This is a genomic window from Humibacter sp. RRB41 (assembly GCF_022761015.1).
Taxonomy (GTDB): Bacteria; Actinomycetota; Actinomycetes; order Actinomycetales; family Microbacteriaceae; genus Humibacter.
The window spans coordinates 867,158-890,594 of record NZ_JAKWJQ010000001.1 but is presented as its reverse complement, the minus strand read 5'-3'; the positions used below and the strand labels follow the sequence as shown (position 1 = coordinate 890,594).

The 23,437-nt window shown below is 64.0% G+C and carries 19 protein-coding genes; 11 read left to right on the top strand and 8 right to left on the bottom strand.

Annotated elements, in window-relative coordinates:
• Positions 1-64: 64 nt before the first annotated feature.
• Positions 65-1,864, top strand: a complete 1,800-nt coding sequence (locus MJ603_RS04245; RefSeq protein ID WP_243062405.1) for a CpsD/CapB family tyrosine-protein kinase — start codon at positions 65-67, stop codon at positions 1,862-1,864.
• Positions 1,865-1,866: 2 nt separating this feature from the next.
• Complete coding sequence (locus MJ603_RS04240) at positions 1,867-2,499, top strand: hypothetical protein (RefSeq protein WP_243062404.1); 633 nt, start codon at positions 1,867-1,869, stop codon at positions 2,497-2,499.
• A gap of 158 nt (positions 2,500-2,657) precedes the next feature.
• Here MJ603_RS04240 and MJ603_RS04235 read toward each other — a convergent pair whose 3' ends face one another.
• The 3 genes from MJ603_RS04235 to MJ603_RS18720 form a co-directional block, all read right to left on the bottom strand.
• A complete protein-coding gene (locus MJ603_RS04235) occupies positions 2,658-3,776 on the bottom strand; it encodes a glycosyltransferase (RefSeq protein ID WP_243062403.1) in 1,119 nt (372 codons plus the stop codon).
• Between the two features lie 138 nt (positions 3,777-3,914).
• Positions 3,915-6,923, bottom strand: a complete 3,009-nt coding sequence (locus tag MJ603_RS04230) for a glycosyltransferase (RefSeq protein WP_243062402.1) — start codon at positions 6,921-6,923, stop codon at positions 3,915-3,917.
• A gap of 40 nt (positions 6,924-6,963) precedes the next feature.
• Positions 6,964-8,367 carry an O-antigen ligase gene (locus MJ603_RS18720; protein ID WP_243062401.1) on the bottom strand — a complete coding sequence of 468 codons (1,404 nt, stop codon included), beginning with the start codon at positions 8,365-8,367 and terminating at the stop codon, positions 6,964-6,966.
• Positions 8,368-8,472: 105 nt separating this feature from the next.
• On the opposite strand from MJ603_RS18720, the gene MJ603_RS04220 reads away from it, so the two are divergent.
• Positions 8,473-9,678 (top strand): glycosyltransferase, encoded by a 1,206-nt coding sequence (locus MJ603_RS04220; RefSeq protein WP_243062400.1) that lies wholly within the window; start codon positions 8,473-8,475, stop codon positions 9,676-9,678.
• A gap of 66 nt (positions 9,679-9,744) precedes the next feature.
• On the opposite strand, the gene MJ603_RS04215 is transcribed toward MJ603_RS04220, so the two are convergent.
• Positions 9,745-10,563 (bottom strand): polysaccharide deacetylase family protein, encoded by an 819-nt coding sequence (locus MJ603_RS04215; RefSeq protein ID WP_243062399.1) that lies wholly within the window; start codon positions 10,561-10,563, stop codon positions 9,745-9,747.
• A 49-nt stretch (positions 10,564-10,612) separates the two neighbouring features.
• Positions 10,613-11,218: an N-acetyltransferase gene (locus MJ603_RS04210; RefSeq protein ID WP_243062398.1), complete on the bottom strand. Its 606-nt coding sequence runs from the start codon at positions 11,216-11,218 to the stop codon at positions 10,613-10,615.
• A 181-nt stretch (positions 11,219-11,399) separates the two neighbouring features.
• On the opposite strand from MJ603_RS04210, the gene MJ603_RS04205 reads away from it, so the two are divergent.
• From MJ603_RS04205 to MJ603_RS04170, 8 genes are all read left to right on the top strand, one after another.
• A complete protein-coding gene (locus MJ603_RS04205; protein WP_243062726.1) occupies positions 11,400-12,197 on the top strand; it encodes a GT-D fold domain-containing glycosyltransferase in 798 nt (265 codons plus the stop codon).
• A 131-nt stretch (positions 12,198-12,328) separates the two neighbouring features.
• Positions 12,329-13,354: a GT-D fold domain-containing glycosyltransferase gene (locus MJ603_RS04200; RefSeq protein ID WP_243062397.1), complete on the top strand. Its 1,026-nt coding sequence runs from the start codon at positions 12,329-12,331 to the stop codon at positions 13,352-13,354.
• 470 nt (positions 13,355-13,824) lie between these two features.
• The gene (locus MJ603_RS04195; RefSeq protein WP_243062396.1) at positions 13,825-14,736 is read left to right on the top strand and encodes a GT-D fold domain-containing glycosyltransferase; all 912 of its coding nucleotides are present in this window, start codon (positions 13,825-13,827) and stop codon (positions 14,734-14,736) included.
• Positions 14,737-14,814: 78 nt separating this feature from the next.
• On the top strand, positions 14,815-15,870 hold the full coding sequence (locus MJ603_RS04190; protein ID WP_243062395.1) for a Gfo/Idh/MocA family protein: 1,056 nt from the start codon (positions 14,815-14,817) through the stop codon (positions 15,868-15,870).
• Positions 15,867-16,868 carry an SDR family NAD(P)-dependent oxidoreductase gene (locus MJ603_RS04185; RefSeq protein WP_243062394.1) on the top strand — a complete coding sequence of 334 codons (1,002 nt, stop codon included), beginning with the start codon at positions 15,867-15,869 and terminating at the stop codon, positions 16,866-16,868. The genes MJ603_RS04190 and MJ603_RS04185 overlap by 4 nt, the downstream gene beginning before the upstream one ends.
• A 14-nt stretch (positions 16,869-16,882) precedes the next feature.
• Complete coding sequence (locus MJ603_RS04180; RefSeq protein WP_243062725.1) at positions 16,883-18,007, top strand: DegT/DnrJ/EryC1/StrS aminotransferase family protein; 1,125 nt, start codon at positions 16,883-16,885, stop codon at positions 18,005-18,007.
• Complete coding sequence (locus MJ603_RS04175) at positions 17,989-19,074, top strand: glycosyltransferase (RefSeq protein WP_243062393.1); 1,086 nt, start codon at positions 17,989-17,991, stop codon at positions 19,072-19,074. Before MJ603_RS04180 ends, MJ603_RS04175 begins: the two co-directional genes overlap by 19 nt.
• A gap of 42 nt (positions 19,075-19,116) precedes the next feature.
• Positions 19,117-20,223 carry a DegT/DnrJ/EryC1/StrS aminotransferase family protein gene (locus MJ603_RS04170; protein WP_243062392.1) on the top strand — a complete coding sequence of 369 codons (1,107 nt, stop codon included), beginning with the start codon at positions 19,117-19,119 and terminating at the stop codon, positions 20,221-20,223.
• Between the two features lie 15 nt (positions 20,224-20,238).
• Here the strand turns inward: MJ603_RS04170 and MJ603_RS04165 are convergent, their stop codons facing one another.
• The 3 genes from MJ603_RS04165 to MJ603_RS04155 all read right to left on the bottom strand — a co-directional run bounded on the left by MJ603_RS04165 (position 20,239) and on the right by MJ603_RS04155 (position 23,220).
• Positions 20,239-21,153, bottom strand: coding sequence for a GT-D fold domain-containing glycosyltransferase (locus MJ603_RS04165; protein WP_243062391.1), 915 nt, complete (start codon positions 21,151-21,153; stop codon positions 20,239-20,241).
• Positions 21,154-21,358: 205 nt separating this feature from the next.
• Positions 21,359-22,069 carry a GNAT family N-acetyltransferase gene (locus tag MJ603_RS04160; RefSeq protein ID WP_243062390.1) on the bottom strand — a complete coding sequence of 237 codons (711 nt, stop codon included), beginning with the start codon at positions 22,067-22,069 and terminating at the stop codon, positions 21,359-21,361.
• 104 nt (positions 22,070-22,173) lie between these two features.
• Complete coding sequence (locus MJ603_RS04155) at positions 22,174-23,220, bottom strand: GNAT family N-acetyltransferase (protein WP_243062389.1); 1,047 nt, start codon at positions 23,218-23,220, stop codon at positions 22,174-22,176.
• Positions 23,221-23,437: the final 217 nt, after the last annotated feature.

Here is a 23,437-nt window from a genome sequence, read left to right as displayed (position 1 = left end):
CCAGAATGTCTATATCGTCGCCCGGTATTCTGGTGGGGCGGTCGAGACGCCAGCGGGAGACAGAGTGACATTTCGCCAAGCTTTGAGCGCCATCTGGCAGCGACGTCTGGTGATCATCGCCGTGGTCGTGCTTGCGATGGCTGTCGCGGCGATCTTTCTCGTGCGCCAGACGCCGGTCTATACGTCGACGACGACTGTGCGGATGAGCCCATTGGCCACCAGTGCGTCATCGAGCGGGCAGATCGGAACGGCATCCGTTGACTTCGATCCGGGGAGTATCACGTCTCCCTCGGTTCTCGACCCTGCAGCCAAGAAGGTCGGAGAATCGTCGGCCGACATCGGGTCATGGGATGTCTCGTACTCGGTAGCAGACTCATCGTCGCAGAACGCTCCGATCGTGATCACCGTCACCGCGAACGGGAGCAGCTCAACTCAAGCACAGGAGCACGCGGCGGCGGTCGCGAAGTCCTACAACACGTACCTCACGGGCCAGACGGCGAAGGCGAAGACCGTGGCTGGGGCCCAGGCCGCGAAGTGGAACGCATCGGCCGTAGCCTTCCAGAAGCAGGTCAACGCCGACCCAGCAAATTCGATTGCACAGTCAAACCTGGCGAGCGCGATCAGCTCACTGGCAAACGCGAACACCACTATCGACACGATCAACAACGCCGGGCCCCCGCTGACAGTCACACAGATCGCCACTCCCGGTGAGTTCCAGGGCACGACTCCTCTCATTGCCCTCGCGGTCGCCCTAGCGGCCGGTCTCGTCGCCGGCATAGGCATCGCCCTCATCTGGGACGTGTTTGACGACCGACTGCGGGGGGAGGACGAGTTCGAGCCGCTCACCGGTATTCCATCGCTCGGTGAGCTCGCGCTCGACAAACGGATGCTACGCCGCGGGGACTGGCTCCCGGCTGCCAGTCGCAAACGCACGTCGTTGAACGAAGGCCTGCGCGCCCTGCGCACGACGCTCCAGGTGCTCCTCCCGCAAGGTCACGACGTCGTCGTGCTGACGAGCGTGGAGCCTGGCGACGGCAAGACGTTCGTTTCCTCGAACCTCGCTTTGGCCTGGGCGCGCACCGGCAAGCGCGTGATCCTCGTCGGTGGGGATCTCCGAAGGCCGGCGCTCGAAGAGTACTTCGGCGACGTCGCGACAGGGCCCGGTCTGACGGAACTGTTGCAGGGAGCTGCCGTACGCGGCAAGGCACCGAGCACGAGGGAAGTAGCCGCCAACGTCAACGCGACGAAGTATCGTGGGCTTGCCATCCTGCCCGCCGGGTCCGAGCCGTGGGACCCCGCCGACCTCCTCGCCGTCGATAGACTCGGCGATATTGTCAAGTCGCTCCGTTCGATGTGCGACATCGTGGTCATCGATTCGCCACCTGCGCTCGCTCTGGTCGACGCCAGCCTGCTCGCGGTGCACGCGGATGGGGCGGTGCTGGTGGCCTCCGTCCGGCGTACGCGGCGCAAGCTCATGGTCGAGACGGTGCGCGCCATGGCGAGCAACGGCATCACGGTGCTCGGCATCGTGGCCAACCGCTCGAGAAGGCGCATCCCGAAGTCGTACTCCGCGTACTACGGCGGTTCGGGCTCTTCGGTTCGCCGGCGGCCCGGCGGAGCACCGAACGCAGAAATACAACAGCAGCAGCCGGCAGACGAAGTGCTTCCCGACTACGACGAAGGCTTCATCGAGGCCGGCGACGAGCTCGGCGATGTCGGGACGAGTGCCCGGAACGACCGTGCGCAGGCCGCGTCGGAACGCGAGCCGGTGCAAGCTCCCGCCAAGGACGACGGCACGCACAACGACAGCACGCACAACGACAGCGCCGACCGCAAGGACTCCGCCGAGGATGAGAAGGTCTGATCGTGTGGGGCTCGCCGTACGCCGATGAGGTGCGCGGCCCGGGCGTCGGACGCGACGTGACGAGCATCCTGTTCGTCTGCACTGCCAACATGTGCCGCTCCGTGCTGGCCGAGGCGATCGCACGACGACGCTTCGCAGGGCTTCCGTTCGCGTTCGCGTCGGCTGGCCTGATCGAGGGCGGCCGACCGATGCCGCCCAACGGCGTGCTGGTCTCGCAGGAGTGGGGCTTCGACATGTCCCGTCACGTCAGCAGGCGTGCAGACGTCCGCAATCTGCGCGACTGGGATGTCATCGTCACCATGAGCAGGAAGCACGTGCGCGAGCTGGTCGCCTCGGACAGCGAGCTCTGGCCCCGAGTGTTCACACTCCCCCAGTTCGCGCGGTGGCTCGACGAGCATCCGCCTCGAAGACACGTGCTGTTGCGCGAGTGGATCGAGCAGGAAGGCTCGGAACGACCCCGTTCCGACATGATCGGAGCCAGTCCTGAGGATGACATCGCCGACCCCGTCAATGACCCGCCCGAGGCATGGCGGGAACTGGTTGCGGGGTTGACGCACGACATCGACCGCATCGCAGGCCATCTGATACCCGGAGTACGAGGCTCATCGCGTCTCGGCCGGATAGCGTCACGCTAGGCCCATCTCCCTGTGGATGGCCGACGCTGGGCCGGCTCGGCGGACCGGAAGAGCCATCTCATCACCCCCGCCTGCGATGGCGTGGCCGTTCCTCCGATCGCGCGATCGAGCCGTTTCGCGCTGATCGATCTCGAGCCACTCGTGCGCGATCAGCGCGCTCAGGCGTCACCCTCAAGTTCGGAAAGCACAGTACGAAACGCGTCTACCCGTTCGCTCCAGTCCGCGATCGCGCCGCGGTCGACGGTGGGCGCCCACTCCGCGAGTGCGTTTGCGACGGATTCCGGAAAGTGCTCGCGATCGGGAGCGACGACGACCGGTTCATCGCGGAACCCCGCGACGCGCGTGCTCACGACGGGTCTGCCTACTGCAAGGTACTCGTAGAGCTTGATCGGGTCGAGACTTTCGGTGAAGTCATTCACGACGTGAGGCACGATGAGCACGTGAACGTGCTGCAGGTAGCCGGGAACGGCATCCCTCACGCGCAAGCCGAGAATGTCGACAGCGGCGTGGGCCGACAGGCGGGCGTCGTTCTCTGCCGTGAGCAGGTCGGGGCCGACGAGTACGACGACGCCTCCCGCCTCGGCGACGCGGTCCGCAGTTGCCAGCACGAGGTCGACGTCGAGACGATCCTCGTGCAGCGTTCCCACGTAGAGCGCGACGGGACGGTCGGGGAGATCCGCCGGCCGATCCTGCGGTGTGCGATATCGACGCACCTCGACGGCGTTAGGGATGAGGCGCACCGGCCGTACCGAGCCTTTGGTGTTCTGCAGGCCCGTCGAACAGACGATGACCTCGTCGCTTCGCCGCAGAAGCTCCGCATCTCCCGCAGCGATCCTGTCGTGGTCGCGGCTTCCGCGGTCGGCTGCGACCCAGTCATCCGTCATGTCGTAAAGGCACGGCCAGCCGAGCGCATCGATCACGGCGGCGCTGCCGGGGTCGTTCACCCACAGCACGCCGTTCGTCCATCCGAGCCGATTCACGACGCGACGGATGTCGTGGGCAAGGCGGCCATCCACCCACGTTCCAGCGCGCCGAGGGAACACCTTCGTCGACTGGTAGAGCCGCAGCCGGCCGTCGTAGTCGTCAACCGTGCGCAGGCCGGCGCCGCGGCGGGCGATCTCCCCCGATCGCATGGCGTACAGCGGATCGGTGGGCGGTTCGACGAACAGCACCTCGAGCGAAGGATCGGACCTCAGGAGCCCGTCGACGAGGTATTGATTGCGTCGCCACATATCGTCCCACGCCTCGAGTGAGACGACGACGAGTCTGAGCGTCATCTCGCCTCCGCTTGTCGTGCGTGTTCCGTTGGTCTTCGAGCGGCCGAGTAAGACGCCGCGCACTAGCTTCCAGAATTGCTAATGGCCGCATGGTGCGAAAGTCCCCGTCCCGGGGCCAGTTGCGCGAACCGTGAGCTGCTATGCACGCTGGACTGTGACCGAGGCAAGCGCAAGCCGAGTCGCGACGGTCTGTTGGGTGACTCCGAACGCCTCGCGCTGCGTCCCACGCAAAGCCTTGCCGTATTCGTGTCGACGTATCGGATCTGACATCAGAGCGGACAACAGGTCGCCCGCCTTCTGCGAGTCACCCACCGGGAAGAGCTCGGCGCCCTCGACCGATCCCACGGTCTCCAGGTGCCCACCTCCCGCAGCGGCGACGACGGGCAAGCCGTAGGACATCGCCTCGAGCACGGCCAGTCCAAGGCCTTCCCTGTCGGTCGGCGCTATCAACACGGATGCCCGCCGCAGCCAGTCGCCGACGTCGCTCTGGAAGCCGACGAAGTCGATCGAATCGCTTACGCCGAGCTCCTCAGCGAGGCGCACCAGCGCCGCCTTCTCGGCGCCGTCTCCCGCGACGACCATGCGCCATCCGCTGGGGTGGGTCGTCGATGCCCAGGCGTGGATCGCGATGTCGGTGCGCTTCTCGGATTCCAGCCGCTGCAGAACGAGCACAAACGGCTCGCGGATGCCTTCATCGATATCAGGGACGTCGGCGACTCCCGTGTGAACCACGGTGCTCTCGCCCTCGATATTGTCGGCGACAAACTGCGAGATCGCGATCTGACTCGTGATCCGCTTGCCTGCCACGCCCGCCAGCGCCCGGTTGAACGGATTGCCACCGCGGGGTGCAGCGAAATGACGCGTACTCACGATCGGGACACGCTTGGTTCCCGCGAACGCGGCACCGGCGAGATCGGCCGCAGTCATGTGCGTGATGATGACGTCGGCATCCGGGATTCGACGCAGAGCCCGATACGCCTCGCGAACCGTGGTGCCCGGATGCCACCCGATGCCTGCGCTCGCAAGCGGGGCGCCCATGGTGTCTCGGCCGCCTCCCACGACGCTGACGCAGCACCCCGCATCGTGAAGGGCAAGCGCGGACTGCAGCACGTACCGCTCGACGCCGGCGAAGGCATCCGAGCAAACCACGTGCACAACGTGCAGATCGCCGGTGCGACGGGTTGAAGGGTGACGAGGACTGACAGCCCGGGTCTCGATGGCGACGGGCCCGATCCGGAACATCGCCGCACGCCGCCTGGCCGCGGCTCCGCGCTCCCCCGGAAGCACCGCGCCACGGGCGGCCGCGCCGAGGAACGTTCCTGCACGGTAGATCTGCCATCCGGCCGAGCCGTAGTGCTTGCGAAGATAGCGCTCGGCGCTGCCGTAGAAGTGCCGCTCCCGTACGCGAGGGTCACCGCCGGTGCCGGCACCTTCGTGGGTCGCCTCCACCTCCGCGACGGCGATGTCCCAGCCACGGGAGCGTGCCCTGCGCTGCCAGTCCGTCTCCTCTGCGTAGAGGAAGAAGCGTTTGTCGAGCCGGCCGACGTCGTCGAGCGCTGCGCGACGCAGAAGGAGCGCCGAGCCGATCGCGAAGTCGTGACGACGGCGCAACCCGCCCAGGCCGATGGCCTCGACCCAGGCTCCGGCCGGCGTCGGGAACGGCCACCAGACGCGCACCGGTGCGCCGCTGGCCGGCTCCGTCTGGGTCGCGCCTACGGCGGCAAGACGACGCTGGGAATGCAGAACCTGCTGCATGCGCACGGCGTCGGCCGTGCTCAGCCGAGCATCGGGGTTGAGGAGCAGCACGTCCCGATCCCCGTGGCCGGTCTGCTCGATGTCGTCCAGACCGAGATTCACGCCGCCGGCGAAGCCGCGGTTGCGCCCGGAGTCGATGTACCGCGCATGGTGACGCTCTGCAACCTCACGGGTCTGCGGCAGCGACGAGTTGTCGACGACCGTGACCGGCAGGCTGTCTCCCAGCACGTCGAGGCATCCGTCCAGCGTGTCGGGCGAGCCGTACGCCACGATCAGCACGTGCGGTTCTTCGGCTGCGGGCTTCGGAGCGGCCAGGATCGACTCGTACATGAAGCGCTGCAGCGCGGCCACGTTCTGCCAGGTGAAGCGCTGCGAGCGCTCAAGACCCCTGGTGCGCAGTTCAGCCCAACGGTTCAGCTCCAAGGCGTCACCGATCGCGTGCTCGAGCTCGCCCGGTTCGCCGGGAGGTACCAGCAGGCCTGCATCTCCGACGACGTCGGGGATCGCACCCGATGCACTGGCGACGACGGGTACACCGGATGCCATGGCCTCCACTGCCACTCGGCAGAACTGCTCGAGCCAATTCGATCTGGGCAACGAGGGGACGGCCAACACGTCCAACTCGCGGTAGCGGTCTGCGAGCTCGGTTCCTCGTGCGAAGCCGAGGAATTCGACCCTGTCCGAAATGCCCAGGCTCCGCGCTAGTTGCTCCAGATGATCTCGTTGTGGTCCGTCCCCCGTCAGGTGAAGTCTCCATTCGGGGTGGGCGACGATCGCGCGGAGCAGCACGTCGATGCCCTTGTGCTCCTCGAAGCGCCCGACGTAACCGATCACCTTGACGTCACCGGGGGCTTCCCGATCTGCCGGCGCGAACATCCCGACGTCCACTCCCAACGGGATGTCGATCGCGCCACCCGCGAGACCCTTCGCGTTGAGAATCTGCCCGGCCTCGACGTTGCAGATGTAGGCCGCCGCAGCGGAGCGCAACGACATCCGCTCGATCCACCTGAATGGGATCGGATAGCGCTTCTCGATGTTCTGCGCCGAGTAGAGAACGTACGGAGCACGGATGCCCCGCAGCCGACGCAGCAGCAGAACCTCGGCGGTCACGAGGGCGTTCGGCTCCTCGTGCAGATCGATCAGATCGGGCTGCTTGCCGAGGGCCCGCCAGATCGGGCGAGGATCCATGACGAATACGCTCGGATGCGTTCCAATGGTTCGCGCACCGACGACGAACCCGTCGTCCTCCGTGTCGAGATGGACATCTCTGCCACCTTCGTTCCAGACCTTCGCAGAGATGAGGGAGACGTCGACGCCCTGCGCGCGAAGCTCGCGCTCACGCTGCCGCCACTCCGACACGACGGCGTGATGCGCAACGCGGAGGACGTGCATCGCGGCTCACTCTCGTGGATGGGAGACGGTTCGTTTCACCTTATCCGCGGGGTGGTGGCGTCGATGAGCCCCCGAACGGGACGGGGTGCACGACCGCTCTCGGCCGAGTGGCGGTCCTTTGGATCGCCACGACGCGTAGCGAATGACGCTCGTGATTTCGGAACGGCTGCTGCCAGGACAGCGGCAGGCCACGGGCGCGGCGATCATCGTCGAGCGCCTGCACGCCGTAACAGATGCCCGCCACGATCCACAGCAGGGATGCCTGCCCCGCGACCCAGTACAGATCGAATTGCGCCTGTGTGAAGCGCATCGCCACGACGGCGAACCCCACTGTTCCGTAGACGGGGTCCATCCTCCACAAGTACCAGCCGGCCACGGCGAAGAGCGTGAGGAACCCGATCAGCCCGAAAATGCCGACCGTGGTCAGCACCTCCATCTCCGCATTCGGCGGCTGGAACGACTGGAACTGTCCGGCGAAGCGATCCGTGTACCACCAGCGCATGCCGACGCCGAAGAGCGGCGACTTCTCCCAGATCTGGAAGGCTTGCGAGTACCAGTCGACGCGCTGATGCGCGGAGTTGAACTGGTTGGATGACTCCAACTGGGCAGTGAGCTCGCTGACCACCCAAGCGACGCCAGGAATGGCAGCCAGCCACACGATCCGAACTCGCCTTCCGGTTTGCGGCCTGGCACGAATGCTGACGATCAGAATGCCGACGATCTCTCCCACCAGCCCCTGTCGCGACTGAGCTGCAACAACGCCGAGCGAACAGACGATGACGGCCAGCCAGGACCAGCCACGCGACCAGCGCAACCAAATGGGGCGGGCGAACGCGATCACGGCGGCCGCGCCGAGCATCCCGCCGATCGTGTTCTTGTTGAGGTCGGTCAGATAGACGGGCTGGAATTCCCTTGTGTGTAGAAACGTCGTGAGCGACACGTAGATTGCCACGACGCCGATGCCGATGCACCCGAGCACGTAGAGGGTCAGCGCGACGCGGGCCCTATCGGCTCGCCCAATCACGAAGCCGACGACGAGGCTCCCGAGGACGAGGACGACCTCGTGCATCCATTCGATGCCGTTCGCCGAGTATGGATTGAGGATCTGTGTCGGGATCGCCGTCGCCAGGTAGAACACGCCCGCCCAGATCAGTGGGCGCAGAATAGATGCGCCGCGACCACGGAGCGCCAGCAACGACACCACTGAGGCCAGTGCGAGAACCACGTCCGAGACGCTGAACGCGCCGCCCACGCGAGTGAGAACGAGGGTGGCCGGAACGGCGAGCACGGGGATGATCGTATAATCGCGCGCGGCGACTCCCGCCAACAGCACCACGACTCCGACCACGAGCGCCAAGAGGCTGCTGCTCACGCTGAGCACACCGAGGCCGACTCCGACGACGACTGCGAACGTGATGACTGCGACGAGAGAGGGGGCGCTCACGCCAATCCTCAGCTTCGCGCGATCCATGCTCCACATGCTAGATGAGCCAGTCCGCAAGGCGGATTCACTCATCTAATGTGGAATCGTCACGAGCGAAGGGGACCCATGCGGCTGGAGCGGGTGCTCTTGCTCGACCACACGGCCCAGGAGGGTGGCGCCGAGCAGGCTCTGCTGCGCGTTGCCGAGGTGCTGCAAGAGAGCGGTGCCGTACAGCTTCGAGCTTTGTTGTTCGCAGACGGCCCGCTGAGACATCGGCTCTCTTCGGCGGGAATTCCAACGGTCGTGCTTCACCTCGATAAGGCCGTCGCGAATATCTCGCGAGATAAAGTGGTCTCCCGTGCAGCGCGGTTCACTGTAACAGCGGCACGCTTCGTGCCCCGGCTGGCCCGCGCCATCCGTGGATCAAGGGCCGATCTCGTCGTCGCCAATTCACTCAAGTCCGCGGCCTTTGCTTTCGTAGCCGCGCCGCTAGCAGGACGTCACTGGGCGTGGCATCTGCACGATCGTCTGGCTGTTGACTACTTACCGGCGCCGCTCGTCATGGCCATGCGGCTAATCGCATTGATCGGGCCGCGGGCTATCGTCGCCAACTCGCGCGCAACGTTCGAGACGCTCCCTGCACGAGCCCGTCGAAAGGCGATCGTCGCGTATCCCGGTCTTCCACCCGAAGCGTTCGCAGTGTCGGCGGCGACGTCTCCCGACCACTCCGTGGTTGGAATCGTGGGTCGCATCAGCCCGACGAAGGGACAGCGTGAATTCCTCGAAGCAGCCGCCATCGTGGCGCTTCGCAGACCCGAAGTGCGATTCGCTGTCATCGGAGGTGCGCTCTTCGGCGAAGACCTCTATCAGGCGGAGCTACGCGAGCTCGCCGACCGGCTTCACATCGTCGATCGGGTCGAGTTCACCGGATGGGTCTCGAACGTCCCTGACCGGCTGCGGGGGCTTACGCTCCTTGTCCACGCGTCACCCGTTCCGGAGCCCTTCGGCCAGGTGATCGTCGAGGCGATGGCCGCTGGCATTCCCGTGATTGCTACGGCGGCGGGCGGCGTACCCGAGATCCTTGACCCCGATGGAGTCCCCGTTCCGATCATCGGCTGGCGGCCAACTCAGGGCGGCGTACTCGTCGAGCCCGGAAGCCCTGACGCACTCGCCGACGCCATCGAGGCGGTCCTCGACGACGCCGATGGTCGAGGTCGCAGAGCCACCACAGCTCGTGCCGACGCCGGACGTCGCTTCACCATCGGACGCACCGCGGACACCACCTTGTGTGCGTGGCGGGGCGGCATCGGCGCCCGAATGCGATGCAACTGATGCCTTCACAACATGAACGAGCTCGCGAACCGCAGGTCGGGGGTACCTGGACCTAGCCGCTGGTTCTCATTGCGCTGCAGGCGACCAGATCCACTCCTCCCACCGGTCGTACCGGCCATCGAGAAGCGCCTTGAAGACTCGGGGGGAGTCGTACTTGGTCACGAACGATCTGGCAATGGTGCCGGGCGGACGAGTCTCTTCCGCCTGAGCGTAGAGAACGCTGTAGCCGAGCTCGCGCGCTGCCTCATCCGCCTGAGGAGGCCAATTGCCTGATTGACCCCAGGGGATGGCGAAGGCCGACGTGCGGATCCCCGTCCGCCTCTCGATGAGTTCTCCTGCACCCCCGATCTCTTCGAATGCTTTCTCCTTGCTGAGGCGAGAGAAGTCCGGGTGCGTGGACGAGTGGTTGCCGATCTCGGCGCCCAAGTCGGCCACGCGGCTGACCTCGTCCCAACTCAGTGCGTTCCCCCCGAGCCCGCTCTCGGACCACCCAGAAACGACGAATAAAGAGAACGGAATGCCGTAGGACGCGAGGATCGGAGCAGCAACCGTGAGCACACTGCGCGGGCCGTCATCGAACGAGATGCTGAGCTCTCCAGGCAGCCCACCTGTCCGGGCGATCTCCGACGCCGGAACGAATCGGTGGCCAGCCTCGAGTGCCAACTCGATCTGTCGCCGGAATCGTGCCGGAGCGACGTCGTTGACACCCCACATGGACTGGCCGAGCGAGTGGTAGCAGAGAATTCGTCCACCCTGGCGCGGCGAATCCCTGCCCGCAGTCGCCAGCGCGTGACGGTCGACGAGGAGGCGTGCAGCTCCAATGCGGTCGCGGATGCGCGCCGGCGACAGCCGCTCTCGAATCCCAAGGCCGAGTCGGATCTGCATCAGGTGAGTCCTCCACACGCGCTCACGGATGCTTCGATTCTCCGCTGCATCAATCAACCAACAGATACAGCCGTTCGCCTGACTCGCGATAACGCTCGCCATTGCGAGGGCAGACCCAACACTCCCCATCAAGTTCAAGGGGGACACCCGCGGTGCCGACCCAGCCGATTCGCCGAGCAGGAACACCAACCATGAGAGCGTGATCGGGGACATCCTTCGTGACGACCGCTCCAGCAGCGATCAGCGCCCACCGGCCGATCGTGACGGGCGCGACGACGACGGATCGAGCGCCGAGCGACGCGCCTTTCCGGATCGTGACACCGACGGCATGCCAGTCAGAGGCATCCTTCAGGGTTCCATCCGAATTGACCGCACGCGGATAGAAGTCGTTCGTCAAGACCGCTGCAGGGCCGACGAAGACCCCGTCTTCGAGCACGGCAGGCTCGTAGAGCAGGGCATAGTTCTGCACCTTGCACCGGTTCCCGAGTCTGGTACCTGGGCCGACGTAGGCTCCCCGACCGATGACGCACTCCTCACCGACGATCGCATCCTCGCGAATCTGCGCGAGATGCCAGATCAGCGTGCCTGCACCGATGCGGGCATCCTCATTGACGTCAGCAGTGGCCGCGATTCGCGGTTCTGGCAGTGCGGACACTTCGCCTCCGGGACGACAACCGGGGAAGAAAACTCTGACGTTCTGCTGGCACACTACCGGAGAAGGAGAGGAGCCTTTGGTGGTCTACTACATTCTCCGTTTGCTGGCGAAGCTGATTCCCGGTGAGGCACGCCGTCAGCGGTTCATCCGATGGGCACGTTCCCGATTCAGCGTGCAAGCGATGATCGACACTTCACTCTCGGAACGCCTGGCACCCGTAGAGAGGGCGATCTACCGTACCCAGCTCTGCGAATCCCCCACCATCATGGCCGTCGACCAGACGCTCGATGCGCTCATTGAGGGCAAGTCAATCGCACGCTTCGGCGACGGCGAGCTCATGACGATGGACGGCAGGTTCGACGCCTTCCAGACGCCGGGCCCAGAATTGAGTCGACGTCTGAGCGAGGTGCTCTCCTCCGACGAACCCGGGCTGCTCGTCGGCATTCCGTTCTTCACCTACGATCTGAGCCCGGATCTCAGCAATGCCATGAAGGGCTACTACATAGACGAGGCACCGTGGATACGGGCCGCCCTGAGCCGATATCAGCGAGCCGGCATGATGTACGGTGCGTCCGAGGTCACACAGGCGCATAACATGTATCGCCCGAGCTTCGACCGCGATGCCTATTTCCGACGGTTCCGTCGCATCTGGGAGGGCGCAAACGTGGTCCTCATTCACGGTGATGGCATCTTCAACGGCTTCACCCACGACATCTTCGACAACGCGGCCTCCGTTCACCACATCCTCGCCCCCAAACAAGACGCCTTCGACCACTACGACGACATCCTCAACCAAGCACTGCAAGCACCAAAAGACAGCATCATGATCGCCATCCTCGGACCCACCGCCACCGTCCTCGCCTACGACCTCCACCGAGCCGGCTACCAAGCCCTCGACCTCGGCCACATCGCCAAATCCTACGAATGGTGGCACAACGGCAGAACCGGTGACGAAGCCGAGTTCTTCCACGCGGACTAGCTGAAGCGCTCGGGCGTCGGTCGCAGCGCACGGACGCGTCCATTTCGTGCGCACGTTCAGCGACCGCTTGTGCCGTCGCCTCACCGATCGAGGTGCGAACGACGCATACCTCCCCGTATGCTCAGCATTCGGTGCCTTTGAAGTCTCGAGCCGATCCGGACGATGTGGAGAAGAACGCTCGTCTCTGCTGGCCCGCTGCATCCGCCCCGCACCTCAACAGCCCGACAGTCGCTCTGCATCTCCGTGAGGTACTGGTGATCTACTACGTCTTTCGCATACTGGCGAGGGTGATTCCCGGCGCTGCTCGTCGCCAGCGGTTCATCGGCTGGGCACGTGCCCGATTCAGCGTGCAAGCGATGATCGACACGGCAGTCGCCGAGAATCTGGCGGCCGTGGAGAGCGCGATCTATTACGAGATGCACCTGTTCGAGTACCCGACCTTCATGACCATGGACGAGGCCATGGATGCGCTGATCGGCGGCGCGTCGATCGTTCGCTTCGGCGACGGTGAGCTCATGACGATGGACGGCAGGTTCGACGTCTTCCAGACGCCGGGCGCGGAACTGAGTCGACGTCTGAGCGAGGTGCTCTCCTCCGACGAACCCGGGCTGCTCGTCGGAGTCTCCTTCATCGCTTACGATTCTCGAGGAGACTTCACCGATGCCCAGAAGGACTTCTACGCCCGCGAGGCGCCGTGGATGCGTTCGATCCTGAGCCGGTATCTACGCGTAGGCAAGGTATACGCACCCGCTGAGGTGACATTGGCACACACGATGTTTCGCCCGAGCTTCGACCGCGATGCCTATTTCCGACGGTTCCGTCGCATCTGGGAGGGCGCAAACGTGGTCCTCATTCACGGTGATGGCATCTTCAACGGCTTCACCCACGACATCTTCGACAACGCGGCCTCCGTTCACCACATCCTCGCCCCCAAACAAGACGCCTTCGACCACTACGACGACATCCTCAACCAAGCACTGCAAGCACCAAAAGACAGCATCATGATCGCCATCCTCGGACCCACCGCCACCGTCCTCGCCTACGACCTCCACCGAGCCGGCTACCAAGCCCTCGACCTCGGCCACATCGCCAAATCCTACGAATGGTGGCACAACGGCAGAACCGGTGACGAAGCCGAGTTCTTCCACGCGGACTAGCTGTACAACGAGTCATTGGCCGAATCGCGGATGCTCAGGACGACGGAGCAAGCGCATCGGCGTGGCGGCCTTCGATCGGGGACGAAGCGATTGACGAGTCGGTGAAGGATCTTCCCGACCACCACGAAAACAACGTTGCCAAGGCATAACGCTTTTGGAGCGTATGCGATGCAACTGCATCGACCGGATCGTCTTCACATCGTCGGCTTCGATCCACGAGGCCAGCGACGACTTCAAGCGATGCTGACGACGTCCGGACCTTGACCCTTCGGTACTTCAATTCAATCGAGGCTGACCCGAGCGTCGAGCGGGCCATTAGGGACGCGATCGCCTGGGCCGATCGGTTCCATCCTTGTTCGAACGATCCGAAGCGAGACCGGTAATTCCCGGTAGAGTTCGAGCGCACGGGCACCGCCCTCGCTCGAGAAGCGGCTCGCACCCCCTCCACGATCTCGGCGGAAGTTCATTCGGTGGTCTATTACATTCTCGCATCCTTCGCGAAGCTGATTCCCGGCGCTGCTCGTCGGCGGCGGTTCATCGGCTGGGCACGTTCCCGATTCAGCGTGCAAGCGATGATCGACACGGCGCTCGCGGATAATCTGGCGAAAGTAGACCAGCTAGTCTACTATCACGCGCGCCTGTTCGAGTCCCCCACCGTCATGACGGTCGACGAGACGCTAGATGCGCTGATCGACGGTACGTCGATCGCTCGCTTCGGCGACGGCGAGCTCCTCTCCATCGATCAGAAGCACAACGCCTTCCAAAGACCCGATGTCGTGCTGGCCCGACGGCTGGCGGAGGTGCTTTCATCCGACGAGCCCGGACTACTCATCGGCGTCTTTTACCACAACTATCGACTGAGCAATGATCTCAACGAGTATGAGCGATCCTTTTACATCCGTGATGCGGTCCGGATGCACGCCGTAGAGAGTCGATACCTGCGTTCGAACAAGACTTATGCGGCGACCGAAGTATCACTGGCAAACCAGATCTACGAGAGCTTCGACCGCGATGCCTATTTCCGACGGTTCCGTCGCATCTGGGAGGGCGCAAACGTGGTCCTCATTCACGGTGATGGCATCTTCAACGGCTTCACCCACGACATCTTCGACAACGCGGCCTCCGTTCACCACATCCTCGCCCCCAAACAAGACGCCTTCGACCACTACGACGACATCCTCAACCAAGCACTGCAAGCACCAAAAGACAGCATCATGATCGCCATCCTCGGACCCACCGCCACCGTCCTCGCCTACGACCTCCACCGAGCCGGCTACCAAGCCCTCGACCTCGGCCACATCGCCAAATCCTACGAATGGTGGCACAACGGCAAGACGACCCACGAGCAGGAGACCAACGACGACTTTTTCACCCCCGACTGAGGCCGAGCGGTCCCGCACAGCGGTCCCCTACGATGGAGCCATCCGGCAAGGTCGAATGGATCAGGTTGGGAGGCCTCCATGCGTGACAACCGTCTCAGCGTTGTTGTCGTGGGCGCAGGGTATTGGGGTCCGAACCTCGTTCGCAACTTCAACCTGAGCGCGGACTGGCATGTCGCGGCAGTGTGCGACCTCGACCTAGATCGAGCCGAGCGACTCGCCTTGACGACACGCACGGCCGTGGCGGTCACATCCATCGAGGATGCGCTCGCAATAAGCGGCGTCGACGCCGTGGCCATCGCGACGCCAGCGCGGACTCACGAGAAGATCGCCCTGGCCGCCATCGCGGCCGGCAAGCACGTTCTAACGGAGAAACCTCTCGCCCACAGTGTCGAGAGCGGACAGCACATGGTCACCGCCGCGGCCGAGGCAGACGTCATCCTGATGGCCGACCACACCTTCTGCTACACACCCGCCGTCCTCAAGATCGCCGAGCTCGTCGAGGCCGGAGAACTCGGCGACATCACTTTCATCGACTCCGTGCGCATCAACCACGGACTCGTGCAGCCGGATGTCGACGTGTTCTGGGACTTGGCCCCACACGATCTCTCCATCTTGGACTTCATCCTTCCGGGGGGCCTGCGCCCAGAGGGCGCATCTGCGCACGGCGGCGACCCGCTCCATCTCGGCAAGGCTTGCGTGGGATATCTGGTCATGCCGCTTGCGAAGGGTGCGATCGCGCACGTCCACGTCAACTGGCTGAGCCCGACGAAGATCCGCCAGCTCGTCGTCGGCGGCTCACGTCGCACACTCGTCTGGGATGACCTCAACCCCACGCAGCGGGTAAGCGTCTACGACCGCGGGATCGACTTCGTCACTGTCACCGGAGACGCCGAGCGCGCTGCAGCGCAGGTGTCGTATCGATACGGTGACACCTGGGTGCCCGCGTTGCCAGAGAAGGAGGCACTGTCCCTGATGGTGGCCGAGTTTGCGTCAGCAATCCGCGAGCACCGTCCGGCACGCACAGACGGCTTGGCTGCCCTCCGCGTGCTCAATGTGCTCGACGCGACTTCGAGAAGCCTCCAGGCTGGCAGTGCTCTGGTGACAGTCGACAACGATCAGAAGGAGACCGCATGACGGAGTTAGAGGGCGCGACCGTCCTCGTCACGGGCGGAGCCGGCACGATCGGGTCGACGCTCGTCGATCAGTTGCTGGATGCCGGCGCCGCGCACATCGACGTTCTCGATAACCTCGTGCGTGGTCGGAAGGCGAACCTCGACCGGGCCTTCGCCTCGGGCAGGGTCACCCTGGTCGAGGGCGACATCCGTGACCGCGACACGGTGCACGACACGGTGAAGGGCAAGGATGTCGTCTTCCACCAAGCCGCGATTCGCATCACGCAGTGCGCAGAGGAGCCTCGTCTCGCGCTGGAGACCATGGTGGACGCGACCTTCAACGTGCTCGAGGCATCTGCCGAGCACAGGGTCGCCAAGCTCGTGGCTGCTTCCTCGGCATCGGTCTATGGAATGGCCGAGTCCTTCCCTACGAACGAACGCCATCACCCCTACAACAACGACACCTTCTACGGCGCCGCCAAGACCTTCAACGAAGGCATGACGAAGAGCTTCCGTGCGATGTACGGCCTGAACTACGTGCTCCTGCGGTACTTCAACGTCTACGGACCACGGATGGACGTCCACGGGTTCTACACCGAGGTTCTTGTGCGTTGGATGGAGCGCATCGCAGATGGGCTCCCGCCGATCATCTTCGGGGACGGCAGCCAGACGATGGATTTCGTGTACAGCGTTGACATCGCACGCGCGAACATCCTCGCGGTCCTCAGCGACGTCGACGAAGGCGTGTACAACGTGGCCAGCGGCACAGAGACCAGCCTGCTCGAACTCGCCGAACTGCTCCTCAAGGTGATGGACTCCGACCTCTCTGTCGAGTTCGGACCGGCACGCGGCGTGAACGACGTCGTACGCCGCCTGGCGGACACCACAGCCGCGCAACGCGATCTGGGGTTCACCGCGAGGATCGGATTGGAGCAGGGCCTGCAGGAGCTCGTCGACTGGTGGCGTCCCCTCCGCGAAGAGGTCGCCGCCGGGCGCTCCCCCCAGGGGAATCACTCGTGACACGGATCAACGTCATGCGTCCCTGGCTGGGCGCGGAGGAGATAGCGGCGGTGACCGAGGTCATCGAATCCGGCTGGGTCGCTCAGGGGCCGAAGGTGGCCGCGTTCGAAGCGGACTTCGCCGCGCATCAACAGACGGATTACGCCGTGGCGGTCTCGAGTTGCACAACCGCCCTGCACCTGGCACTCAAGGTCTCAGGGGTGGTCGCCGGCGACGACGTAGTGGTGCCATCCTTCTCGTTCATCGCCACGGCGAATGCGCCAACGTACGTCGGAGCGAACCCGGTCTTCGCCGATGTCGACCCCCTCACGGGCAACCTCACTGCTGCGACCGTCGAGGCCGCTTTGACGCCCGGAACGCGAGCCATCATAGCCGTCGATCAGGGCGGTGTCCCGGTCGACCTCGACGCGATCCGCGAGGTATGCGACCCTCGAGGGATCGTCGTCATCGAGGACGCCGCCTGCGCGGCGGGGTCGACATACAAGGGTCGACCGGTCGGGGCGGGCGCCGAGATCGCCGCCTGGTCGTTCCACCCGCGCAAGATCCTGACGACCGGCGAGGGCGGGATGCTCACCACCTCGCATGCTGACTGGGCGGAGCGCGCGCGGCGGCTGCGCGAACACGCGATGAGCGTGTCGGCAACGGCCAGGCATGCCAGTGTCGTGTCCCCAAAGGAGGAGTACACCGAGGTCGGATTCAACTACCGGATGACCGACCTACAGGCCGCCATCGGCCTCGTACAACTCGCCCGGCTTGACGAGGTCGTACAGCGACGCCGCACGATCGCGGCCGCGTATACGCGGGCGATCGCCGACGTCGCTGGTCTCCGTGCGGTTTCGGATCCGCGATATGGCACCTGCAACTTTCAGTCGTTCTGGGTCGAGGTCGGTCCTGAGTATCCGCTCGACCGTGAGAAACTGCTGCTCGCGTTGGGTGAAGCCGACATCTCGGCTCGCCGAGGCATCATGGCGGTCCACCGCGAACCTGCCTATTCTCATGTCCACGCTGACGTGCCAGTCACGGAGCACCTCACCGACAACACCCTGATCCTGCCGGTGTTCCACCAGATGACTCCCGAAGAGCAGGATCGCGTCGTCGCAGTGCTCCGCGAGGGCGCAACATGCCGGTCAGACCGGTAGAGCCCGTTGCGCTGACGACGACGCCGACCGTCAGCGTGGTCGTCCCGTGCTACAACTACGGGCACTATCTGCCGTTTGCCGTCGAGAGCATCGCCGGTCAAGTCGGAGTCGATGTCGACGTTCTGATCGTCGACGATTGCTCGACCGATGACAGCCTCGAAGTCGCCGAGGGGCTCGCATCGAGGTTGCCCAACGTTCGGGTAATACGCAATGAGAAGAACTCGCGGCTCATTGCGACGGCGAACCGCGGGCTTGCCACCGTGACCGGCAAATATGCCCTGCTGATCTCCGCGGACGACGTGCTCGCACCAGGTGCCCTGGCACGAGCGACGGCGCTCATGGAAGCCAACCCCGATGTGGGGCTCGTATATGGCCCGGTGACCTACTTCACGACCGTCGAAACGCCGGAAGGAACCCCCGGCCCTGGTAGCCATTGGGTGATCCGGGACGGCGCTGAGTGGGCCAGTCACGTCTACAGGAGCGCCCGAGGCCCGATCGCCTCGCCGGAAGCGATCGTGCGGACGAGCACAATGCGTGAGGTCGGCGACTACGACCCCGCGCTTCCGCACACCAGTGACCTTCAGATGTGGCTGAGGTTCGCAGCACGAGCCGGCGTCGGCTTCATCGCCGGCACGATCCAGGCCTATTACCGCATGCACGGAGCCAACATGTCGTTCACCCAGTACGGCCTCGATGGCGACCGCCGACCTTTGCTGGACCTGCGCTACCGGATGGACGCGTTCGAGTCGTCGTCCGGGGGTTTCCCCGATGGTGCGCGATTCCTCAAGGTCGCTCGCCACCGCGTCGCCGACGAAGCGCTCGACCTCGCCCGGCGTGCACTCGGCTCCGGGCCGGATCGTCGGGCGTACGTCGACGAGCTCGTGGACTTCGCGCGGGCGATGAACCCGAGGTACCGGCTCAGCAGAGGATGGGCCGCCTTCCGAGCCCGCAAACTGACGGACCCGGTATTCACCCGCGCAGGAGCGGAACCCTTGCTGCAGTGGGCAAAGGCTCACGACGACTATCTCTGTTACCTTCGCGAGCTGAAGACCGGCGTCCGGCGGTAGTGTCTTCGATCACCCGACCCCTGAATTGAATGGAGCTGCTGAATGGCGCAACAGCGTACCGTGCCCTTCGTCGACCTGAGTTGGCAGACTGTGCGCATTCGCGATGAGACGGATGCCGCCATCGGCCGTATCATCGATACCTCGAGCTTCATCCTCGGCGACGCTGCAGAAGCGTTCGAACACGAATTCGCACGGTATTGCGGCACTGAGCATTGCGTTGGCGTCGGGAACGGCACCGATGCGCTGGAGCTGGCCATCCAGTCGACCGGGATCGGCGCAGGCGATGAGGTGATCCTTCCGGCGAATACGTTCGCCGCCACAGCTGAAGCCGTGGTTCGAGCCGGTGCGGTGCCGGTGCTGGTCGACTGCACCGACGACTACTTGATCTCGGTAGAGGCCGTCGCCGACGCGCTGACGAAGCGCACCCGGATGATTGCCGCTGTGCATCTCTACGGACAAACTGCGCCAGTCGAGGACCTACGCTCCATCGCTGGTGACGACATCGTCATCCTCGAGGACGCGGCGCAGTCGCAGGGCGCTCGTCGACACGGAAAGATGGCCGGCGCTCTGGGCGACGTCGCGGCGACCAGCTTCTATCCGGGCAAGAATCTCGGCGCGTTCGGCGACGCCGGCGCCGTGATCACCAACGACTGCGACGTCGCGGATAAGGTCCGGCGGTTACGCAATCACGGCGGCATTGCGAAGTACGAGCACAGCCTTCTGGGTCGCAACTCTCGCCTCGACGGCATCCAGGGCGCCGTTCTCTCGTCCAAGCTCGGCCATCTCGACGAGTGGAATCAGCTTCGGCGTGACGCCGCCGCGATCTATGGCGAAATTCTCAGCGGTAACGAGAAAGTTCAGCTCCCGGTGGTAGCCAACGGCAATGAGCACGTCTTCCATCTCTATGTGGTTCGAGTACCCGATCGCGACCGCGTGCTTGGCCACCTCGCCGAGGCGGGGATCGGAGTCGGAGTCCACTACCCGAACCCTGTGCACCTCCTGCCGGCCTTTGGATTCCTCGGGCAGGGTGCAGGCAGCTTCCCGCGTGCCGAGATGTTCTCGGACGAGATCCTGAGCATGCCGATGTACCCCGGCATCACCCCCGACGACCAGCAGTACGTCGCGGAGACTCTGCTCGCACATCTGTAGATCGCGTGGTGCTGCTCAGTCGGCACCGAAAAAGTCGTCGCTGGCGCCTTGCTCGACGATCGTCTTGCCGTTCCGCCACCATTCGTAAGACTTGGCGATGTGACCGAGGTCGAGAACTCGATAGCCAGTGCGGTAGAGGTCATACGCAAGTACCGTCGCCGTTGGCCCGAGAACAAGGACGATCAAACTGTCTTTGGGCGTTTGCAGCGCCCGGGCGAGAATATCGTCGTATTCGTCGAAGGCATCTTGTTTCGGTGCGAGGACGTGATCCACCGCTATCGCATTGTCGAAGATGTCATGACGAAACCCGTCGAAGATCCCATCGCCGTGGATGAGCGTGACGCGCGCGCCCTCCCAGATGCGGCGAAATCTTTCGAAATAACTCTGGCGGTCATAACTTGGGTGGAATGCGGTATGTGCTAGCGACACCTCTGTGGCGGCATACGTCTTTGTCAGCGTCAGATAACTACCGAGGACTGGCCGAATGAATGGCGCTATCCGCATGAGGTAGTCCCGCATGCCCTCCGAGAGCTCCGTCGTGCCAAGGTCGTAAGTGAATGCCGGAATCCCCACCAGTAATCCCGGTTCATCGGATGTGAGTACTTCCCGGAGGCGTCGGCTCAGTTCGGCGCTCGGTGTCTGGAATACATCGAACTTCCCTTCCATGGTCCCCAGGTCGCCCGCACCGAAACGTGCGATCGACATACCCTCGACAAGCGCGTCCAGAGTTTGGTCGACCGTCATGATTATCGGCGTCTGGGACATTTGCGCACGATAGATCGCATTTTCTAGAGTCACGCGCTGCTCCGTGAGGGCCGCATCGACGATGGCTCGCAGGCTGAATCGGGCACGTGCTGAAGCGATGAATCGCTGCCTACGCCCTCCCTCGGGGATCAGATTGGCAATCGCCAAAAGGATGTAATAGATCACGCGCTACTCCCATGAATATCCGTCATCTTGCAGCCGGCCCGTCCGGATGACGAGGACAGCCCCAACGAGATCGACGCGTCTGGACTATGAAACGGTGCCCGGTCGGATCGAACAGAGTCGCCGCTCGCCCTAACGGCAGCGCAAATCAAGGATGGGCCAACGAGATTCTCGCGTCACTTCGCCCGCTTTGACGCCGAGCCATCGGTCATGAAAGATACGCCAGCTTCCACTCGCGCTCAAGGATGGCGTAGCATCCTGTGTCGATCCACCTGCCCCTAATCCATCTGTGCTCGACGAACTGCGCTTCGCGACGCATGCCGAGATGTTCACAGATGCGTCTGGAGGCGACATTACGCATGTCGAGTTCGGCATAAACGCGATGCAAGTGAAACTTCGCGAATGCGATGTCAAGCAGTAGCTGCCCCGCTTCAAAAGGGTACCCCTGGCCCTGCGCTGCGCGCGTGAGCGTTATTCCGACCTCGGCGCTGCGGTCCGCCGCCGCTCCCTGCAACTTCAGATAGATCATGCCTAGGAAGTTGCCACTCGAGTCGCGAATGACAGGATTGACGAAGTCACCGGGCTTCTCAAACCGTGTGGCGGCCATACTCTGCTTCAGCCTTTCCGCGGCAACCTCTCTTGAGATGGGCTCTTCGAGCTCATACCGGAAAAGACGAGGGTCGGACTCCATCGCGTAGAAGGCTTCGAAATCGCTCGGCACCGGCAAGTCGAGGGTGAGCCGCTCGCCTGAGATGGTGGGAAACTCCCATGGCGTCGATACGGCACCCGCAAGGGGGTGGCTCCGACCGCGAAAACGCCGCCATACGAAGACCGCAGATCCGGCTGCCAGGATAAAGGCCAGTAGGAGCAACACCGACACCATGACGAAGAGGATCGTCAAGAGAACGTCGGTCGTCACAGGGCCTCCAGCAGGTGTCAGCGACACGCCTATGGCGATGCTAGCACCAGGATGTACTGCCCCTCCTTGATGGCATCACCATGACTTGCCCGGTCGCCGTTGCGTCAGCGACCGTCCGGGCCGCCGAAGTGTCGTCGCAGTACGGCAGGATCCAGACCGATCGCCCGCATGGCGCCGCCAAGCTTCCGCCTGGACCAGTCCCGGGACAGTACCTTCGACCGCGGGGTGTACTGGACAGTCCAACGTTCTCCCACCGCAGGAAGGAACCGGCGCTTGTACTGGTCGAAATATCCTCCGAGGTCGAAAAAAGTATGTCCCTCCCGCTTCGAGCTACTGATGTTCTCTATGAGAACCCGAGTTCCGAGTGAAACCCCGTGCACCCCGAGGTCTCGCGCGGTAATCGCCGCGGTGACGAAACCGTCATCCACATTGCTCACCTGACCCGCGATCGGTTCACCGTCTGAATCGACGAGGGCTGTAACGATAATTCGTCCTCGCGCGAGGAGTTCCGGCCAAATGACTAGCAGGTCATCAGTTACGCCTGTCTCGTCCGCCTCATGACTCGCCCACCGAGATCGCCACTGCGCCACGGTCCACTCGAGAGAAGTCAAGTCACCGTTTTGCACCCCCAGTTCGGGGCGGCGTTTGATCGTTTGCCGAAGTTCCTTGAGCACCCCACTGGAACGCCAATGCCGCTCGAAGTCGAAGTCTTGTAGGTCGGCTCCATACCACTGATGGGCCGACACCTGCGCGCTCGGAAAGGCTGCGGGCACGATCTCAGTCTCTGAGATCACAATGCTTAGCCTCGTCGCAGCGAGCGCGGCGTCGAGGTGCCCGAGTCGGTGCGGTGGCTCCAGACGGGCAGCGCAGTTGGTGGTGGCGATCTCGAATCCGCCTGCGCGGGCTCGAAACGTAGCGGCAAGGACCGGAGTGCCACCGCGCAGCACGAGAACGTTGCGCTTTGCGACCGAAGTGGGCTCGGCGAGCAGGCGATATACCAACCGGTCCGTCTCATCGTGGCCGGATGTCAACTCGTCGAGCCCGTCGCGAAAGGCCGCGAACGGACGATCTTCGACGACAGTACGATATCCGCCACGCGCGGAGACATGATCTCCGCGACGCGTGGAGCCGTTCACCAGGAGATCCGCCATCCAATACTGTTACCGGCCACGTCGTCGCGACGGCAAAGCGAGTCGCGAGAGTCCATTGCGCCGTCAAAGGTCATGACAAAGCTGCGCTCCATGCTGCCGTCCAATTGGTCTTGGGCTCCGAGCATAGACCACTCGTCGACGCTCAAGGCGTGCCATGGATGCCCGCGCTACCGGCGCCAATTCCCGGCTTCCCGTGCACGGCAACCCCAGAGGCTCG

Excerpts from the sequence above, each read along its gene's own strand:
- MJ603_RS04175 (WP_243062393.1), top strand. The coding sequence starts at position 17,989 with ATGCCGGTCAGACCGGTAGAGCCCGTTGCGCTGACGACGACGCCGACC.
- MJ603_RS04170 (WP_243062392.1), top strand. The coding sequence starts at position 19,117 with ATGGCGCAACAGCGTACCGTGCCCTTCGTCGACCTGAGTTGGCAGACT.
- MJ603_RS04185 (WP_243062394.1), top strand. The coding sequence starts at position 15,867 with ATGACGGAGTTAGAGGGCGCGACCGTCCTCGTCACGGGCGGAGCCGGC.
- MJ603_RS04155 (WP_243062389.1), bottom strand. The coding sequence starts at position 23,220 with ATGGCGGATCTCCTGGTGAACGGCTCCACGCGTCGCGGAGATCATGTC.
- MJ603_RS04230 (WP_243062402.1), bottom strand. The coding sequence starts at position 6,923 with ATGCACGTCCTCCGCGTTGCGCATCACGCCGTCGTGTCGGAGTGGCGG.
- MJ603_RS04235 (WP_243062403.1), bottom strand. The coding sequence starts at position 3,776 with ATGACGCTCAGACTCGTCGTCGTCTCACTCGAGGCGTGGGACGATATG.
- MJ603_RS04180 (WP_243062725.1), top strand. The coding sequence starts at position 16,883 with ATGCGTCCCTGGCTGGGCGCGGAGGAGATAGCGGCGGTGACCGAGGTC.
- MJ603_RS04205 (WP_243062726.1), top strand. The coding sequence starts at position 11,400 with ATGATCGACACTTCACTCTCGGAACGCCTGGCACCCGTAGAGAGGGCG.
- MJ603_RS04220 (WP_243062400.1), top strand. The coding sequence starts at position 8,473 with ATGCGGCTGGAGCGGGTGCTCTTGCTCGACCACACGGCCCAGGAGGGT.
- MJ603_RS04190 (WP_243062395.1), top strand. The coding sequence starts at position 14,815 with ATGCGTGACAACCGTCTCAGCGTTGTTGTCGTGGGCGCAGGGTATTGG.
- MJ603_RS04215 (WP_243062399.1), bottom strand. The coding sequence starts at position 10,563 with ATGCAGATCCGACTCGGCCTTGGGATTCGAGAGCGGCTGTCGCCGGCG.